The organism is Polaromonas sp., assembly GCF_012927455.1.
Taxonomy (GTDB): Bacteria; Pseudomonadota; Gammaproteobacteria; order Burkholderiales; family Burkholderiaceae_C; genus Polaromonas.
Genome location: NZ_JABBPE010000015.1, coordinates 1 through 15,723, shown reverse-complemented (window position 1 = coordinate 15,723; position 15,723 = coordinate 1). Strand labels below are relative to the sequence as shown.

General features: G+C 57.4%; 16 protein-coding genes and 1 pseudogene. 10 read left to right on the top strand and 7 right to left on the bottom strand.

Features of this window, described 5'->3' with window-relative positions; translation table 11 throughout:
* Nucleotides 1-197: 197 nt before the first annotated feature.
* Nucleotides 198-665: a TerB family tellurite resistance protein gene (locus tag HHJ18_RS12315; protein ID WP_296915684.1), complete on the top strand. Its 468-nt coding sequence runs from the start codon at nt 198-200 to the stop codon at nt 663-665.
* Nucleotides 666-877: 212 nt separating this feature from the next.
* Nucleotides 878-1,354, top strand: a complete 477-nt coding sequence (locus HHJ18_RS12310; RefSeq protein ID WP_296915682.1) for a universal stress protein — start codon at nt 878-880, stop codon at nt 1,352-1,354.
* Nucleotides 1,355-1,910: 556 nt separating this feature from the next.
* Here HHJ18_RS12310 and ylqF read toward each other — a convergent pair.
* Together ylqF and HHJ18_RS12300 are read right to left on the bottom strand one after the other, a co-directional pair.
* Nucleotides 1,911-2,870, bottom strand: coding sequence for a ribosome biogenesis GTPase YlqF (gene ylqF, locus HHJ18_RS12305; protein WP_296915680.1), 960 nt, complete (start codon nt 2,868-2,870; stop codon nt 1,911-1,913).
* Between the two features lie 17 nt (nt 2,871-2,887).
* On the bottom strand, nt 2,888-3,100 hold the full coding sequence (locus HHJ18_RS12300) for a hypothetical protein (RefSeq protein WP_296915678.1): 213 nt from the start codon (nt 3,098-3,100) through the stop codon (nt 2,888-2,890).
* A 108-nt stretch (nt 3,101-3,208) separates the two neighbouring features.
* Between HHJ18_RS12300 and HHJ18_RS12295 the strand changes: the two genes are divergently transcribed.
* Nucleotides 3,209-3,478 carry a hypothetical protein gene (locus HHJ18_RS12295; protein WP_296915677.1) on the top strand — a complete coding sequence of 90 codons (270 nt, stop codon included), beginning with the start codon at nt 3,209-3,211 and terminating at the stop codon, nt 3,476-3,478.
* 115 nt (nt 3,479-3,593) lie between these two features.
* Here HHJ18_RS12295 and gshA read toward each other — a convergent pair whose 3' ends face one another.
* Nucleotides 3,594-5,168: a glutamate--cysteine ligase gene (gshA, locus tag HHJ18_RS12290; RefSeq protein WP_296915675.1), complete on the bottom strand. Its 1,575-nt coding sequence runs from the start codon at nt 5,166-5,168 to the stop codon at nt 3,594-3,596.
* A 346-nt stretch (nt 5,169-5,514) separates the two neighbouring features.
* On the opposite strand from gshA, the gene HHJ18_RS12285 reads away from it, so the two are divergent.
* Nucleotides 5,515-6,147 carry a hypothetical protein gene (locus HHJ18_RS12285; RefSeq protein ID WP_296915673.1) on the top strand — a complete coding sequence of 211 codons (633 nt, stop codon included), beginning with the start codon at nt 5,515-5,517 and terminating at the stop codon, nt 6,145-6,147.
* A 121-nt stretch (nt 6,148-6,268) separates the two neighbouring features.
* On the opposite strand, the gene HHJ18_RS12280 is transcribed toward HHJ18_RS12285, so the two are convergent.
* Nucleotides 6,269-6,931 carry an alpha/beta hydrolase gene (locus HHJ18_RS12280; RefSeq protein WP_296915671.1) on the bottom strand — a complete coding sequence of 221 codons (663 nt, stop codon included), beginning with the start codon at nt 6,929-6,931 and terminating at the stop codon, nt 6,269-6,271.
* 254 nt (nt 6,932-7,185) lie between these two features.
* On the opposite strand from HHJ18_RS12280, the gene HHJ18_RS12275 reads away from it, so the two are divergent.
* A complete protein-coding gene (locus tag HHJ18_RS12275) occupies nt 7,186-7,422 on the top strand; it encodes a hypothetical protein (RefSeq protein ID WP_296915669.1) in 237 nt (78 codons plus the stop codon).
* Between the two features lie 168 nt (nt 7,423-7,590).
* Nucleotides 7,591-8,046, top strand: coding sequence for a DUF4864 domain-containing protein (locus tag HHJ18_RS12270; protein WP_296915667.1), 456 nt, complete (start codon nt 7,591-7,593; stop codon nt 8,044-8,046).
* A 116-nt stretch (nt 8,047-8,162) separates the two neighbouring features.
* Here the strand turns inward: HHJ18_RS12270 and HHJ18_RS12265 are convergent, their stop codons facing one another.
* Together HHJ18_RS12265 and HHJ18_RS12260 are read right to left on the bottom strand one after the other, a co-directional pair.
* A complete protein-coding gene (locus HHJ18_RS12265; RefSeq protein ID WP_296916602.1) occupies nt 8,163-8,687 on the bottom strand; it encodes a DUF1993 family protein in 525 nt (174 codons plus the stop codon).
* A 349-nt stretch (nt 8,688-9,036) separates the two neighbouring features.
* Entirely contained in the window at nt 9,037-9,927 is an 891-nt protein-coding gene (locus HHJ18_RS12260) for a hypothetical protein (RefSeq protein ID WP_296915665.1), read from the bottom strand.
* A gap of 1,112 nt (nt 9,928-11,039) precedes the next feature.
* Between HHJ18_RS12260 and HHJ18_RS12255 the strand changes: the two genes are divergently transcribed.
* The 4 genes from HHJ18_RS12255 to HHJ18_RS12240 all read left to right on the top strand — a co-directional run bounded on the left by HHJ18_RS12255 (nt 11,040) and on the right by HHJ18_RS12240 (nt 14,338).
* A complete protein-coding gene (locus HHJ18_RS12255; RefSeq protein ID WP_296915663.1) occupies nt 11,040-12,086 on the top strand; it encodes a glycosyltransferase family 2 protein in 1,047 nt (348 codons plus the stop codon).
* On the top strand, nt 12,083-13,582 hold the full coding sequence (locus tag HHJ18_RS12250) for a glycosyltransferase family 39 protein (protein WP_296915662.1): 1,500 nt from the start codon (nt 12,083-12,085) through the stop codon (nt 13,580-13,582). Before HHJ18_RS12255 ends, HHJ18_RS12250 begins: the two co-directional genes overlap by 4 nt.
* A gap of 14 nt (nt 13,583-13,596) precedes the next feature.
* A complete protein-coding gene (locus HHJ18_RS12245; RefSeq protein ID WP_296915660.1) occupies nt 13,597-13,986 on the top strand; it encodes a GtrA family protein in 390 nt (129 codons plus the stop codon).
* Between the two features lie 97 nt (nt 13,987-14,083).
* Nucleotides 14,084-14,338, top strand: a complete 255-nt coding sequence (locus HHJ18_RS12240) for a hypothetical protein (protein ID WP_296915658.1) — start codon at nt 14,084-14,086, stop codon at nt 14,336-14,338.
* A 93-nt stretch (nt 14,339-14,431) separates the two neighbouring features.
* Here HHJ18_RS12240 and HHJ18_RS12235 read toward each other — a convergent pair.
* Nucleotides 14,432-15,723: pseudogene (locus HHJ18_RS12235) on the bottom strand (hypothetical protein); the annotation flags it as partial.

Sequence of the window (15,723 nt, the reverse complement as noted above, 5' to 3'; positions counted from 1 at the left end):
GCTGCGGAACTGATAACGCCAGGCCGACCATGAATCCCTGCCGGCCCATGACCGCTATGTTTTTGATAGCTGCTTGCGCCTGATCCATATGGGCTAGAGGCATTTTTTGCACCTAAAATGTGTTTTTTATTTGCAATTCAGCGTTAATCTGGCGCATACCATCCCGCGGGCGCCGGCCTGACTTAAGGAAGCCACTCATGCTGAAAACCCTCAAAGACCTGTTCGATAGCCTCACCTCCGCGCCTGGTTCGCAGTCTCCCGCCGAGCGCGAGCACGCGCTGCGGCTTGCCACCGCAGTCTTGCTGGTCGAAGTCATGCGGGCCGATCCGACGATTCAGCCCGCTGAACGCGCTACTGTGGTGGCCAGCCTGGCCGGAAAATTTTTATTTGCCGATGACGAGCTGGCCCGGCTGATGGAGCTGGCCGAGCAGACCGCGAAAAACGCCTATGACTACCACCGCTTCACGTCCAGCATTAACGACAACTTTACCCACGCACAGAAGATTTTGATGGTCGAAAACATGTGGCAAGTGGCTTATGCAGATGCCCATCTCGACGCCCATGAAAACCAGGTAATCAGCAAGATTGCCGGGCTGCTGCATGTCACCCACGGCGAGTACATCGCCGCCAAAATGCGGGCCAGGGAAGACGCTGGTCAGGCCTGAAAGGCGCGGTCCGCGTTGATAGTCTGGGTGATAGCGCTCAGCAGTACCGGCCGGCCGATGGCGGGGCCAGCCTATTTCAAGATGCGGGCTGCTGAATTGTCTGGGGGTTTGTTGACACGCATCAAGCAAATGGATGGCCAGAAGAGTAGCCTGAAAAACGCCTCATTGCAGCAACCAGGCCGACCCAATGGATTCACCTCGAGGAGAGAAAAATGTTCACGCATCTTCTATTGCCTACCGATGGTTCCCCAGCGTCCGAAGCTGCAATTCAACAAAGCATTGAACTCGCCAAAGCAATCCATGCCAAGGTCACCGGCCTGCATGTGATTCCGGAGTTCCATGTATTCACCTACCAGACCGAAATGCTGGAGGACACCCGGGAACAGTTCACCAAAGACAGCCAGAGCCACGCCGTTAAATTTCTGGCGGTGATACAAAAGGCAGCTGAAGAAGCTGGCGTGGCGTGCGAAACGGCCTATGTCGAGAGCGACCATCCGCATGAGGCCATCATCAAGGTGGCCGAAGAGCGGGGCTGCGACCTGATCGCCATGGCCTCGCATGGCCGCAAAGGCATCAGCGGCTTGCTGCTGGGCAGCGAAACCCAGAAAGTGCTGACCCACAGCAAGAAGCCGGTGCTGGTATTCAGACAGCGTTGGGGTCAGGATAAAACGCCCGCGCCCGCCCTTTGAGGCCGGCGAATCAGCATCGCTTGCCCGGCGCCTAACCGGTCCGCACCGCTGTTTTTTTACCCCAACAGCAAGGCCTTACCCCCCGATTCTGTGCGCCACCCTGTGGATAACAATGTTTATAAACCGCTGAGGCCACGCCAGTGCTGGGTTGGCAGGCGCTGCCTTGAAATTGACCACAGCCGCGCTGTTGTGCTTCAGCCGGCATGTTTTTTCCCTCTGGCAATCAGGTTTACGGGCTTATCTGTGGTAGGTCCGGCGTTACTCCTTTTAAATCTCGAGTTGAGTCTTTTAGCCTAAATCTGGTCTCCCGCCCTGTGGATAACAGTGCAAGCAAATGTCACTGGAATTTTCGGGTTGATCACAGCAATTGGGGATCTGCGGGAGCTTGCGGCGCTCAAGGGGTTCTCAAGCGGTTCTCTATCAACCCGAGACACGCTTAAATTTCGGTAACAGCTCAGGAAGAAATGACTACTTTTGATTTATTTTTCAACAATCCCAAGACAGACCGATGGTTTCCCCGGGCCGGGTGCAGCGCAAGCGCAGGACGGAATGGCCCTCAAGCCTCGTCCGGCTTGGCTGGCCGGGGAATCTTCTTGAACTTGATCAGCCGATTGGTTTCAATCAGGTCTTTTTTGACCTGCCGTTCTGCGTCGATTTTTTGCCCGGCGGCCAGCCATTGGGCAAACTCTTCGGGCGTCTCCAGCGTGATGCGGCCCAGCGTGGCGGCGCGAAACTCGTAAATCACGATTTCGGCGGCTTTCTGCAGATTGATGCGGCCTTTGCTCAGCACGGCGCCACGCTTGCGACCGATTTCTTCAAGCAACTGCTCATCAGTGACGCCTGGCGCCAGCTTGAGCTTGTAGCGCGCCTCCAGCATCTCCGGGTAGTGGGGAATCAGGTAATCGAGCAATTCCAGCGCCACTTCTTCTTCCTCAAAAGCGTTGCGGCCAATCGCGCCGCTGGCGGCCAGGTTGTAGCCGCTTTTGGCGACGATGATGCGCGGCCACAGCATGCCGGGCGTGTCCCACAAATAAAAACCATCGGCTAGCACGATGCGCTGCTCGAGTTTGGTGATGCCCGCTTCGTCGCCGGTTTTGGTCGCGCGCTTGCCCGTAAAAGTGTTGATGAGCGTGGACTTGCCGACGTTGGGAATGCCGCAAATCAGCACACGCATGGGCTTGACCATGCTGCCACGGCTCGGTGCCAGCGCATGGCAGGCCTCGATCAGCGCTTTGGCCGGCGTGCTCATGCTGGCGTCTAGCCCGATAGCGCGGGTGCCCGGCAGGCTGTTGTAGTGGGCCAGCCAGGGCGCCGTGCGGGCCGGGTCGGCCAAATCCTGTTTGTTGAGCACCTTGAGCGCGGGCTTGGCCCCGGTCAGTTCGGCCAGCATGGGATTGGCGCTGGAGCCGGGCAGGCGCGCGTCGAGCAGCTCGATCACCACATCAATTTCCTTGATGCGCTCGCTGATGGCCTTTTTGGTCAAATGCATGTGACCCGGAAACCATTGAATAGCCATTGCTGAATGTTCTTTCTTTACTTGTTGCCGCGCATCGGCAGGCGCTGCGTCCATTGTCCGCGCCAGACCGGATTGTGAACGCTGTTGCGGGCTTGGGAGCTTGCCGGACCTGGCTCGCTTCCCCATGCGGCCTTGGCTGGCAGGCAAACTGCCAGTACGCCTGCACCAGCAACTACCGCGCTTTGGCCGGTACCAGCATTCCGGGCGCTCAGGCCTGCAAAAACCCTCATGCTGTGTCGTCCCGGGATGGGTGAAAATCAGGGCAAGGCGAGTCAACTGCCGGCAGTCTTGGTGCAGCTCCAGCGCCTTCAACTTTTCACACCGCTATTCCCCACTTCATGCCCCTCCCCGACGCCCCCACCCGCCGCCCCAACAACCCGGGCAACCGCCTGGCCAACAGCAGGGCCAACAACGACTTGCTGATCAAGGGAATTTTGTGTGCCTTCATTGGCCTGGGTGTTCTGCTGGCGCCCTACTACATCACCTCGCCCGGCATGCAGGGCATTGTGGCCAAGTCCTCGCTGGTAGGCTGGTTTGCGCTGGTGCTGGGCTGCGCATTCATTGGCGTGCATGTCTGGCGACGCGTGGCCGCTCAGGCAAAGCCGTAAGCTGGCGCGAGCGGCAGCATTGCTTCGTAATTCGCTACTAAATTGATAGCTGTTTACGCCCGTTCTATATGGGCTAGAGCACTATTTACCTGTAATTTTCGGCTTCTGGATCTTGTCAGGCATGCACCGCCACTTGGTCCGGAACACCCAGCCGCTCGGCCGACACATACTGCTGGCGGTAGACCTCAAAGGGCATGGCGTCCGCCGCTTCAATTTTCTTTTGCTCCAGGATGGATTGCTCGCTCAGGGCAACCAGCCGCGCCTGCTGCTCGGCACTTAGCGGCAGAGCTTGCAGCGCAGTTCGGGTCTTCTTGGACTGGGCCCGGGCAAACTTGACGAAGGAGTTGTCAAAGTCCTGCACCATGGCGGCCAGCACGCGCGCCGACGGCAGGGTGCTCGCATCAAGCAGCGCTGCATCGGCCGCCGCCAGGGCGTCGCTGTAGCAGCTGTCGCCTTGCGCGGCATCCAGCGCGGAGGCGATGGGCGCGCATTGTGCGAGCACCTCGGCGCCCCACTCGGTCAGCGCCACCTCGCCACCGGCGCGCTTTAACGCAAGGCCGGGTTCACGGCCGCGCGCAGCGGTGTGGTGCTGGTTGTGTTTGAGCTCGGCGATCTCGGCTGGCGTGTCGGGCGGGCTATCGCTCAGCAGGCAGTGCAGCAAGAACACATCGAGAAAACGCATGGTTTGCGCGGTGATGCCGACCGGCTCGAACGGGTCCAGGTCCATCAGGCGCACTTCGACATACTCGACGCCGCGCTCGCGCAGCGCGTGCAGTGGGCGCTCGCCCGGAAAGATCACGCGCTTGGGCCGGATGGTGCCGTAAAACTCGTTTTCAATCTGCAGCAGCGTGGTGGCCAGCTGGTTGTAGTCGCCGCCCGGGTTGCGTATGCCCACCGCCTCGTAGGCCGGATAGGGCCGGGTCAGCGCCTCTTGCAGCGATGCGCCGTAGCCCTCCAGACTGTTGTAGCTGACTGCAAGCGATGCCTGCGCATCGCTCTGGTAACCCAGCCGCCCCATGCGCAGCGAAGTGCCGTGCGGCATGTACATGGTGCTTTTCGACAGCGGCTGCAGCTCGTGCGGGCGGCCTGCCACAAAGGTTGAACAGACGGCGGGCGAAGCGCCAAACAGGTAAAGCAGCAAGAACGCGTGGCGCCGAAAATTGCGAATTAGCGCAAAGTATTGCTCGCTCGTGACCTCGGGCAAGGACCAGTTGTAGTGAATGCCCGAGATGGTCTGCATGCGCCGCCCATAGCGGTGACTCAGGCCCATGCGGTAGACGCTTTTGGCGCGCCCGACGTTGGACGCGCCAAAGCGGGCAATCGGAATGGTCTCGTCTGTCGGCAAATCGCAGGGCATGCTGGACACCCAGAGCATTTCGTCGCCCATGTCTTTCATGGCGCGCAAGGTGAACTGGTGCAACTGCGTGAGTTCTAGCAACGCCGCTTCAGCGCTCGGGTGCGCGGCCGTGACCAGCTCCACCTGCGACTCGCTGAAGTCGGTAGTGATGCCCGGGTGCGTCAGTGCCGAGCCAAGCGCCGCCGGGTGCGGCGTCAGCGCCAGACCGCCCCCGGGCTGGGCACGCAGGCTTTCTTTTTCGATACCGCGGCGCATGCCCTTAAGCCGGGCCGGGGTCAGCGCTTTCAAGCGCTCCTGCATGGGCGCGCCCGCAGGCGCCTGCAACTTGGTCATAAGGTGATTCCCCGAGATTCTTGAAGTGTCGTGAAAGGTAGCACAGGCCAGCGCTTCGCGCAGGCGCCCTGCGGCTTGACTGCATGGCGCGGGCGGGGTGTTGAAGGTGGCAGTCAAGCCTGGCGCTACGGCCTGTCAAGCTAATGGTGGCGCCCTTCCGCGCCGCAATGCCAGGACATAAAGACAAAATGAATTTTAGCCGCCCTCCGCCGCAAACTTCCGTCGCCTGATCCGCAGCCGAAATTTGGTCATATAACATTTAGTAACACTCTGATAACATGACGGCTCTACGAGACTTTAATCAGCAAAAAAGAGTGTTGGAGCTTGGATAACTATGAAAAATATGATGCGAAGGTTATTTGGCGCGCCAAAAGCCGCGTTAGCCGCCGCCGAGCGCACCAGCGGCGATCACCCTCCGACGATAGAAGATGGCTCGGACAACGCCATGCGGCGCCAGTTGGTACAGGTGCTGCTGCGCGACTTGCTGCGCAAACACGGCATTGCGCCCCACTGGATCGAGTTGCAGATGCTGGTGGTATCACGCAGCAGTCGCGGCACCGGCCTGTTTGTACGTCTGATCATTAGGCACTGGGACGCTCGTCTGATGAACTATGCCGTGGCCTTGCAGAACGCGCTGCTGGCCGACGTTGCACGCTTTGAACCACGCGCCTCCGAATGGCTGCATGGCATTTCGTGGCAGTTCGAAATGACCGACAGCTGCCCCTACACCACTTTGCCAGACAAGGCTTTCTGGGTTGAATCGGTAAGGCCGGAAACCCCGGTGATAGGGGTCTCGCCCCCCGCGCTATCCTCTAATCCATCCGCCTTTACGCCGATTGCCCTGGCAGTCCCGCGATCGGAAGAAAGCGAAGCATTGGAAGATCTGCAGCGCCTGTTCCAGGTCCGCGACGAGCTACTGGGCAAACACTTTGACGGGATTGCCGTGGGGTACGAAAAAACACAGCCCTCGGCGCTGTAGGCCAACGGCGCCAACTGAGGTAGAGGCGCGCCTGTTTGCTATGCTTTTTATAGCTGACTGCGCCCGCTATTCATGGGCTAGAGCCATTTTTCCTAATGAAATGTGGGCCTGCCACCCCAGATCAAGCCAGCACGCGCTGCAGCCAGCGCTCCAGGTCGCTGATCTCCTGCGGACACACCGAGTGCTCCATCAGGTACTCATGCCACTCCAGCGAATACCCCAGTGCCGTCAGCGCATCACGCGTCGCGGTAGCGCGCGGCAGTGCCACCACACCATCGCGCGTGCCATGGGCCAGAAAGATCGGCGTGTCCTGATTGGCGGCGCTGCGCTCTGCAGCGGTTTTGTCGGCCAGCGGCAAGTAGCCAGACATGCCCACAATGCCGGCCAGCCGTTCGCTGTGGCGCAAGCCCGTCATGAGCGCCAGTGCGCAACCCTGGGAAAAACCTGCCACCACAATGCGGTGGGCCGCCATGCCGCGCGACTTTTCGTGGGCGATCAACGCTTCGATCGCTGCCTGTGAGTGGCGCAACCCGGCTTCGTCTTCGCGCCTGACCAGATCGGTGACCAGAATGTCGTACCAGGCGGGCATCACGTAACCGCCATTGATGGTGACAGGGATGCTGGGGGCGCTTGGAAACAAAAACCGCACCGGGCCCACGCTGGACAAATCAAGTTGTTCGGCAATCGGCACAAAGTCGCGCCCGTCCGCCCCCAAGCCGTGCAATATCAGGACGGTGGCGACCGGGTTGTCGCCGGTCTGGGCTTCAATAACTTCAAGAGACATGCGTTTACCCAAAAAGAAGAGGTGGGATGGAATGGTGCCAGTCGACGGTTCCGTAATAAATCGGTAACAATTTAATCACAGCAAAAACCGGCTAGAGCCCGATTTTAGGCCGGCCCGCCTGAGCTGTTTTTCTAGCAGGGCTTCCCGGTTGTTACATCTGGCACCCCGGCGGGGACTACTCCCCCTGTTGCCACACCGCATTCTTTGGTAGTATTTTTTTAGTCAGAATTTTCTGATGCTTATTGGAGATTTGAATGAAACTTATCATTGCTGCCATAGCCCTGACCGCGTCATCGTTGGCTTTTGCCAACCGCTGCCCGATGGAAATGAAAGCCATTGACGCCAAACTCGCAGAAACCACCACACTGTCAGCCGCAGACATGACCAAAGTCAAACAGTTGCGCGCCGAGGGGGAGACGTTGCACAAGGCTGGCAAACACGCCGAGTCAGAGAAAGCCCTGGACGGCGCCAAAAAGATGCTGGGTATCTGACAGGAAGGCGCAAACAGCCCCCACTGCTATATTTTGAATAGCAATTAACCTGGGGGAACCCCCAGCGAATTTGGCGACGTTACGCTGCAGGCACTTGCTTGCTGGCTAGCGTCGCGTCGCTGCTGGTGCCTGGTAAAGAAAAACGTAGAGACCCCGGGAGGCGCTGCCATGAATGTCCAATCGCATGCCGTTTTAGGGCGGCTGTCATGGCTGCTGATAACCGCAGTTTGCAGTTTGACGCTGTTCGCTCCGGCACGTGCGGCACCGCTCAGTGCAGCCGACGAAAAAAGCGTGCGTGAGGTGGTGGAGGGCCAGCTGGAGGCTTTGGCCAGGGACGATGCAGACAAGGCGTTTTCTTATGCTGCCCCCAATGTGCGGCAAGCGGTAGGCACGGCAAGCGGTTTTTTAGCCATGGTGCGCGATGGCTACCCGGTGGTCTACCGCCCTGCCTCGGTGGCTTTTCTCAAACCCGAGGGCCAAGGCGACCAGGTGATCCAGCGGGCCCACATGCTCGACGCTGCAGGAAATTCCTGGTTGGCAATTTACAGCCTGCAGCGGCAAATCAGCAAGGCGTGGCGCATCACGGGCTGTGTGGTGGTTAAAAACAAGGGGCGCATAGTGTGAGCTCCCGGCCTTGTTTGCTATATTTTTAATAGCTACTTGCGCCCGTAGCTGCTGGGCTAGGGCCCTATTTTAGTAAGAAAAACAGAAACTCGGGTGTTCGCGGACTCATGCCCTGTTCAGTAAGCGCCGATGTAATCTTTCTTGCCTACTTCAACGCCGTTGTGCCGCAAGATAGCATAGGCCGTGGTGGTGTGAAAAAAGAAATGCGGCAAGCCGTAATTGAGCAGATAAGACTGCCCGGTAAAACGCTTTTCCTTGGGTGTGCCGGCTTGCGTCACGATTTCGCGTGTGGCGGCATTGTCGAACTGGGTTACCTTCAGACTGCCAATAAACGCCAGTACCGTGGCAATGCGCACCTGCAGATCGGCGAAGGACGACTCGGTATCCTCCAGTTTGGGTATTTCCACACCGGCCAGCCTGGCTGAGACGCTTTTGGCGAAGTCGGTGGCCACCTGGACTTGGCGCAACAAGGGAAACATGTCGGGAAAAAGGCGAGCCTGAAGCAGTGCAGTGGGATCGATTTTCTTCGTTTCAACGTGTGCTGCAGCTTTACTCAACACCTTTTCGATCCCTCCGAGCATCTGATTAAAGACGGGAACGGATGTGGCGTAAATCGTCGGTGCTCGAACAGCGCTTGTCATGGATTCTTTCAGTGAAAAGGTTAACACAGGAGCATCCCAGGAGATCAGCAACAGAAGGCTGCACATGCCAGGATTTTAAGTATTCTCGTCGGCTTAGGCGCTGAAAGCCACCGCCCCGTGCAATGACCTGACAACGGCGCGCCCGCAGTGGCCCGTGTGCTTCTTACCCTTACTTAACAAGCAGTTACAGCCCAGTAGTAGGAGCTGATCTTTGGAGAGCAACCCGGGTTGGCGAACTTGGCGACATAGAACTGGCCTCAATACGACACGACTATGCCAGCCGCATCTTGTTGTCCTTGAGCCCAGCTGGAGCCGGTACATGCAAATGCTGGCGCTGGTGCGGAACCTGCTAGCGAGACACCTTGTAGTCATGCACAGCGATGTCGCCAGTTCCTTCCACCGGCTCGACCCCCAGCTCGACGCTGCTGACATACTCATTGCCCAGCGCCCACGGATTTCCCTTGACGTCTTTGCGGGTGGCGACATGGTTGATAAATGCGGCAAGGTCCAGCTCCCCAGCGGGCACAGGAAACACATCAGGCACGAAAGCAATCAATTTCCAGCCGGTCTTGCCGTAACTACCATTGAGTGAGCCTTGGGCAAAGTTGTACAGGAGCGCCCCGTCCGCCTCCTTGGTTGCATAGACGTGATAGAGCCTTCCACCAATGGTGACATCATGGTCATACCAGCCGGGATTTCTTCCGTTGAGAAGACTGTTGTGTCCCCCATAGTTGCCCCAGTTTTGCAAGGGAATCATGATTTCGTGGGTGATCGAAGAATTGGCCTTTGGGAAGTCCTGAGCCGGAGAAGACTGAAGCCAAATGTCGTAGGCCAGATGTCCCTGGCCCGTTGGCGCAGTCACATTTTTGACAGCAAATTTGGACTTGAGCGATTTGATCGGAAGTTGCAGGGGAAAGATCGTCCCGGGCGTCACGCCAGAGCGTTCAGACATTGAGCCATTGGGCAGCATGACCGGGTTGCCACTGGCAGCGCCGGGCCTTTTGCCGCTGATGATTGAAGGGTAGGCCTTGACTTCGGTTGCGCCTGCTGGCCAGCGCCACTTCATGCGGTATGCCACTTCCCCGCCGGCGCCAACGGCCGGATCAACCCCCACAGCCTGCTCATACTGATTGGCGGCGCCTCCCTCGGTGATAGCACCCGCACCCCAACGATTGTCATCAACAAAGTAGGCATCTGCGGGATTGCCGGCTTGCAAAAAGATGTTGTCATGGCTACCCACGGGGATTGCGGCCGGGTCAAGCGCGCTAATTGCAGGAAACGAGGCGCTGGCAGGTGCAGGTAAAGTACCGGCAGTTGGAGAGGAGGCGCTTGCAGACGAGGCGCCGGCTGCTGGAGAAAAAGCGTCAGCGGCCGCTGTAGTGGCTTGTCCCCCACCGCCGCAACCTATCAAAAAGCTGACTGTAGCCAGTGCACTGGCAACCTTCGAAAATTTACATTTACGCATCAAATATCAATCAATTAAATGTAAATAAAGTTGTTATCAAAAAATGACGGTCAAACACCGTCAGATAGCGCGATGCAAATTGCAAAAGAGCCTGTTGATGCGCTGAAGGGCGTGCTGCGAGGTATTCAAAAACCAGCCGGCAACCCATGAAGGTAGTGTGCAAGCCACCCCTTCAACCTTGACAGTACGTGCGCTAGCGCACACAACTTGTACGACTGGTCCTACAACATGTAGGAAAATTTTGAGGAAACTGACGCTTCCTTATCGCCATATTTTTCTAAAAACAGCTCAATTTTATTTAAAAAGTCGTCGTCGATGCTCTTTAGTAGAACCAGAAAATGCTGATTCATAAGAGGAACGGCATAAAACTGCCTCTTCTTATCCAGAAGGGGTTGGTGGTTCAACAACTTAAAGCCTTGTAGGAAAAAGCGCACAAAATAAATGCTGAATTCCAGGTCTGATGATCGGCCGCTTGAACGCACCTGAAGTGCCTATGAAATCCTTCAGATTCGTGTGATCACTGGAATTGATCGTCCTTTAAACGCGCAAAACGTTGTCAAAATGACGAATATTTGACTTTATCTGTTACTTTATGTACCTAAAAAGTCACGTTTTTTTACGATTTTTGGATGACTATTTGCGACGCAGGGCGGGCTGGCCCCCTGCGTGATAGTCGACGTCCGGGTTGGGCTGGCAACGAGCTTTGCGCTTTGCAGGTGCTGCTGCTCGTGCCAGGACTTTCAAGCATTCGTCGTCGCTTCTGTATCGGCATAGTCTGAATGAGCTATAGAAGTTCATCTTTCTTACCAATAATATTTGCTCAGCTAATGCAGTGCTGGGTGAACCTTGTTTTCGCCTCGACCGACTTTAAATTTTCAGGAGGGAATATGGATAACGCATTCCAAGGTATCGAGGTTGCTGTTCTTATCCCCTGTTACAACGAAGAAATAGCAGTCCCGCTTGTGATTCGGGGTTTTAGACAGGCGCTTCCTACCGCCCGGATCTACGTCTACGACAACTCGTCAACTGACCGGACCGCCGAGGTGGCGGCGCAAGAGGGCGCAATTGTTGGGCACGAGCCTTTCCCCGGCAAAGGCAATGTGATGCGACGCATGTTCAGCGACATTGAGGCCGATGTGTACGTGCTGGTGGACGGCGACGACACCTATGACCCCCAGATTGCGCCAAAACTGGTAAAAATGCTGTTGGATAAACAACTTGACATGGTTAATGGCGCGCGCGTTTCTACCATTCAAGAGGCCTACCGCTTCGGTCACCGCTTCGGCAACCGCGTGCTGACCGGTCTGGTGCAGGTCATCTTTGGCAAACAGTTTGGCGACATGCTATCGGGATACCGAGTATTTTCGCGCCGCTTCGTAAAATCGTTTCCTGCCCTTTCCAGGGGTTTCGAGATCGAGACAGAGCTCACTGTTCATGCGCTCGAATTACGGATGAAGACGGTTGAGGTACCGACGCATTACAAAGACCGGCCCACAGGTTCGTCATCCAAACTCAACACGATTCGCGACGGTTTGCGCATCTTGCGAATGATCGGCCACTTGGTAAAGGAAGAGCGCCCATTGATGTTCTTCGGCTACACGTTTGTCGTGCTCGCGCTGCTATCGATAGGACTCGCCACCCCTATAGTTCTGGAGTTCCTTCGCACTGCGCTTGTACCCAGGCTGCCTACAGCGGTGCTGTCGCTCGGCATCATGCTGCTGGCTTTTCTGTCATTGGCTTGCGGGCTCATTCTCGACACGGTCACTCATTCACGGCGCGAGCTCAAGCGTCTGGCCTATCTTGAGATCCCAGCGCCCAAATGGCCTGCGTTGGGCGTGTTGCAACCACTTCCCGCTCGAGTGGGATCCATACCTGTGGCAGCGCGGGCTGGCAACGAAGTAGAACGAGCAGGCGTGCTGCTGACCGTTTCATGAATTACCCACCAGTCGCACCGGTGCCTGCCGAAGCTGGATTGTCTTTTCCTGAGGGATCGGGCGCTGCCCGGTTTTCCGGTGTGCTGGCGAAGCCAGCTGGTTTATTACTCCTGCTGCTTATCGTCGCCCTGTTCGCGGTCAATGCGCTCATGCATTACCCAGGGATGATGAACAACGATTCGATCAACCAGTACGGTCAAGCGATCAGTGGCCGCTACGCCGACTGGCACCCTCCCGTGATGGCCTGGCTATGGTCTTGGCTTCGGCTGGCAGGCAACGGGCCCGGACCTTTGCTGCTGCTTCACCTCACCCTTTATTGGCTCGGGTTTGGTTTGCTGGCTGACGGGCTGCGGCGCTCTGAACGCCCACGGCTGGCAATTCTGATGGCTCTTGCAGGCGTCTTTCCGCCCTTTCTTTACATCAATGCCACAGTCACCAAGGACGTCGGCCTGGTAGTCTCTTGGTTGGCAGCGGTTGGACTAATTTTCTGGTTCCGGGCTCAAGGGAGGCCTATCCCCGTTCGATGGTGGGCGGTGGTAGCTGCTCTCATGATTTACGGTACCTTGGTGCGCACCAACGCGGTGTTCGCTGTTGGCCCCCTGCTTGTGTATGCGCTTGCCCCGCCTCACTCTCACTGGTTACGCAGCGTCCGGTTAATCACTTCAGCTATGGTGGTTGCCGTACTGGCTATTCCCGTTGCGATGCAAGCAAACCGGTGGCTCTTCAATCCTTCCCCGACGCATCCTGAACAGTCGCTGTTCCTGTTCGATCTGATGGGTATGGCCGTGTACGAAACAGATCCCAGTCTCATAGAGCCACGCGCTACCCTGGCGGCTAGTGACTTGCAGGCCTGCTACTCGCCTTACTGGTGGGACAGCCTGAGTCCGTGGGGCCGCTGCGGCGCAAAAGTACACCGACCCACCGCCGATTCGGTCACGATCACTGAGGGTTTGACACTACAGTGGGCCAGGACGATCTTTCAACATCCGGTTGCGTATGCTGCGCACCGCCTCAAGCACTTCAACTCATCTCTGTTGTTTGCCGTGCCGCTCAAACACATCCGGCTGACGCCCGAGTACCGTACCGACGATCCGGCCATTGCACCCAGGGAAGTGGTCACCGATCGCGACGTGCGTTTGGACCTGCTGCGCAAAAATCCGTTCGTCTGGCCCGTTACCTGGCTGGTTTGGGGTGGCTTTTTGCTGGCCTTTATTAGCCATCAAAACCCTTCCCCCACGGTCCAGCTTGCAAGGGTTCTGATTGTCTCGGCGTTAGGCTATTCCTGTGCCTATTTGTTGATCGGCGTGGCCACCGACATGCGCTATCACTACTGGTCCCTGATGTCGATCCTTGTCGGGACCTTGCTGGTCCTGCCAGTGCTAGTGCAAGGATTACGTAGCCGCTCCGGCCTGCTGCTAGGTGGAATAGGCGCGACGGGGCTGGCCGTCAGCATTGGGGTTGCCGCGCGGCTTCTCGACTTTCGCGCCTTCCTCTGAGGTCGGTTACAGCCATGTCAAGTCTGCCGAGTTTCGTGCGGTTCGGCCTGGTCGGTACGCTCGGCTTTTTGGTGGACGGCGGGTTGCTCCAGGCACTCGTCGACTTGGCCGGGTGGGGCGTGATACAGGCGCGCCTCCTGTCGTTCCCGGCGGCGGTCTTCGCTACTTGGCTGCTCAACCGAAATTTCACCTTTGACCAAGCCAACGACGGCGCTGCCGGCCACAGCTTTGCACGTTACGTCGCAGTCAGTCTGGGGGGGGCAAGCATCAATTTCATTATTTATACGGCGCTCGTGTTGAGCGTGGCGCCCATGGCGGCATTTCCGATCATGCCGCTCGCCATTGCATCCATCGTAGCGCTGGCATTCAATTACCTCGGCAGCAAGCACTTCGCCTTTCGTTAAGGTGCTTTGTTGCTGGCATGTTGTCCCCGAGTACAAGGCCTGCAGCCGTGCTGACACGCGGGTTCTGCGGGCGGTTCGCTCTACGTTCAGGAGCTTGTTGTTCCTAAACGTCCCAGTCAAGCCGCCGGGTGCCCGAATCGGTCATCAGCTTTTCTATCAAAGTGAAAAGCTGGTTGTCATCCGTGCAGGCAATCTGGGCGTAAATACTGTTCTGTCCACCAAACGAGATGCTGAACTGGCCGCCGGCGACCCCGAAGTTGCGCGCATCCGGAAGCTTGTTCAGCAGATCAGCATCAAGAGCGCAAGTCCCTTTGGTAATGGCAAAGACAAGCGTCGAGCTGTTCAGAGCTGACGCTTGTTTTGCCAGAGCGAGATTTGAGCTTTGACGCTAGACCAAGACCACATCATTTGAATTACATGCGGCGTCAGGATGTCCAGGCATTAATTAGCAAGCGGTTCCAGACCAGTAGTAGGTGCTGACCGTTGGGATGTAGCCAGGGTTGGCATATTTGGCAACATATGGCTTGCCCCCATAAGACACGACGTTGCCCGCGGCATATTGTTTTCCTTGAACCCAGCTTGGACCGCTGCATGCGGATGCAGATGCTGGGGCTGGGGCTGCTGCTGGTGCTGGGGCGGATGAGCCACCGCAGAAATATGCAGACCAGTAGTACGTGCTAATCGTAGGGGTGTAACCCGGATTGGCGAACTTGGCAATATATTGCTTGCCTCCATAAGACACGACGCTGCCCGCGGCATATTGTTTTCCCTGGACCCAGCTTGAACCGCTGCTACATGCCAGTGCTGGTGCTGGTGCTGGTGCTGGTGCTGGTGCTGGTGCTGGTGCCGGTGCCGGTGCCGGTGCTGGCGCCGCTATTGATGCGGAACCTGCTGTCGAGACCTTGTAGTCGTATACGGCGATGTCGCCAGTTCCTTCCACCGGCTCGACCCCCAGCTCGACGCTGCTGACATACTCATTGCCCAGCGCCCACGGATTTCCCTTGACGTCTTTGCGGGTGGCGACATGGTTGATAAATGCGGCAAGGTCCAGCTCCCCAGCGGGCACAGGAAACACATCAGGCACGAAAGCAATCAATTTCCAGCCGGTCTTGCCGTAACTACCATTGAGTGAGCCTTGGGCAAAGTTGTACAGGAGCGCCCCGTCCGCCTCCTTGGTTGCATAGACGTGATAGAGCCTTCCACCAATGGTGACATCATGGTCATACCAGCCGGGATTTCTTCCGTTGAGAAGACTGTTGTGTCCCCCATAGTTGCCCCAGTTTTGCAAGGGAATCATGATTTCGTGGGTGATCGAAGAATTGGCCTTTGGGAAGTCCTGAGCCGGAGAAGACTGAAGCCAAATGTCGTAGGCCAGATGTCCCTGGCCCGTTGGCGCAGTCACATTTTTGACAGCAAATTTGGACTTGAGCGATTTGATCGGAAGTTGCAGGGGAAAGATCGTCCCGGGCGTCACGCCAGAGCGTTCAGACATTGAGCCATTGGGCAGCATGACCGGGTTGCCACTGGCAGCGCCGGGCCTTTTGCCGCTGATGATTGAAGGGTAGGCCTTGACTTCGGTTGCGCCTGCTGGCCAGCGCCACTTCATGCGGTATGCCACTTCCCCGCCGGCGCCAACGGCCGGATCAACCCCCACAGCCTGCTCATACTGATTGGCGGCGCCTCCCTCGGTGATAGCACCCGCACCCCAACGATTGTCATCAACAAAGTAGGCATCTG

What these genes read in the sequence shown, in the direction of transcription:
- HHJ18_RS12250 (WP_296915662.1), top strand. Translation starts at nt 12,083, where the DNA reads ATGAATTACCCACCAGTCGCACCGGTGCCTGCCGAAGCTGGATTGTCT.
- HHJ18_RS12285 (WP_296915673.1), top strand. Translation starts at nt 5,515, where the DNA reads ATGCGAAGGTTATTTGGCGCGCCAAAAGCCGCGTTAGCCGCCGCCGAG.
- HHJ18_RS12295 (WP_296915677.1), top strand. Translation starts at nt 3,209, where the DNA reads ATGCCCCTCCCCGACGCCCCCACCCGCCGCCCCAACAACCCGGGCAAC.
- gshA (WP_296915675.1), bottom strand. Translation starts at nt 5,168, where the DNA reads ATGACCAAGTTGCAGGCGCCTGCGGGCGCGCCCATGCAGGAGCGCTTG.
- HHJ18_RS12245 (WP_296915660.1), top strand. Translation starts at nt 13,597, where the DNA reads ATGTCAAGTCTGCCGAGTTTCGTGCGGTTCGGCCTGGTCGGTACGCTC.
- HHJ18_RS12275 (WP_296915669.1), top strand. Translation starts at nt 7,186, where the DNA reads ATGAAACTTATCATTGCTGCCATAGCCCTGACCGCGTCATCGTTGGCT.
- ylqF (WP_296915680.1), bottom strand. Translation starts at nt 2,870, where the DNA reads ATGGCTATTCAATGGTTTCCGGGTCACATGCATTTGACCAAAAAGGCC.
- HHJ18_RS12255 (WP_296915663.1), top strand. Translation starts at nt 11,040, where the DNA reads ATGGATAACGCATTCCAAGGTATCGAGGTTGCTGTTCTTATCCCCTGT.
- HHJ18_RS12310 (WP_296915682.1), top strand. Translation starts at nt 878, where the DNA reads ATGTTCACGCATCTTCTATTGCCTACCGATGGTTCCCCAGCGTCCGAA.
- HHJ18_RS12270 (WP_296915667.1), top strand. Translation starts at nt 7,591, where the DNA reads ATGAATGTCCAATCGCATGCCGTTTTAGGGCGGCTGTCATGGCTGCTG.
- HHJ18_RS12265 (WP_296916602.1), bottom strand. Translation starts at nt 8,687, where the DNA reads ATGACAAGCGCTGTTCGAGCACCGACGATTTACGCCACATCCGTTCCC.
- HHJ18_RS12280 (WP_296915671.1), bottom strand. Translation starts at nt 6,931, where the DNA reads ATGTCTCTTGAAGTTATTGAAGCCCAGACCGGCGACAACCCGGTCGCC.
- HHJ18_RS12300 (WP_296915678.1), bottom strand. Translation starts at nt 3,100, where the DNA reads ATGAGGGTTTTTGCAGGCCTGAGCGCCCGGAATGCTGGTACCGGCCAA.
- HHJ18_RS12315 (WP_296915684.1), top strand. Translation starts at nt 198, where the DNA reads ATGCTGAAAACCCTCAAAGACCTGTTCGATAGCCTCACCTCCGCGCCT.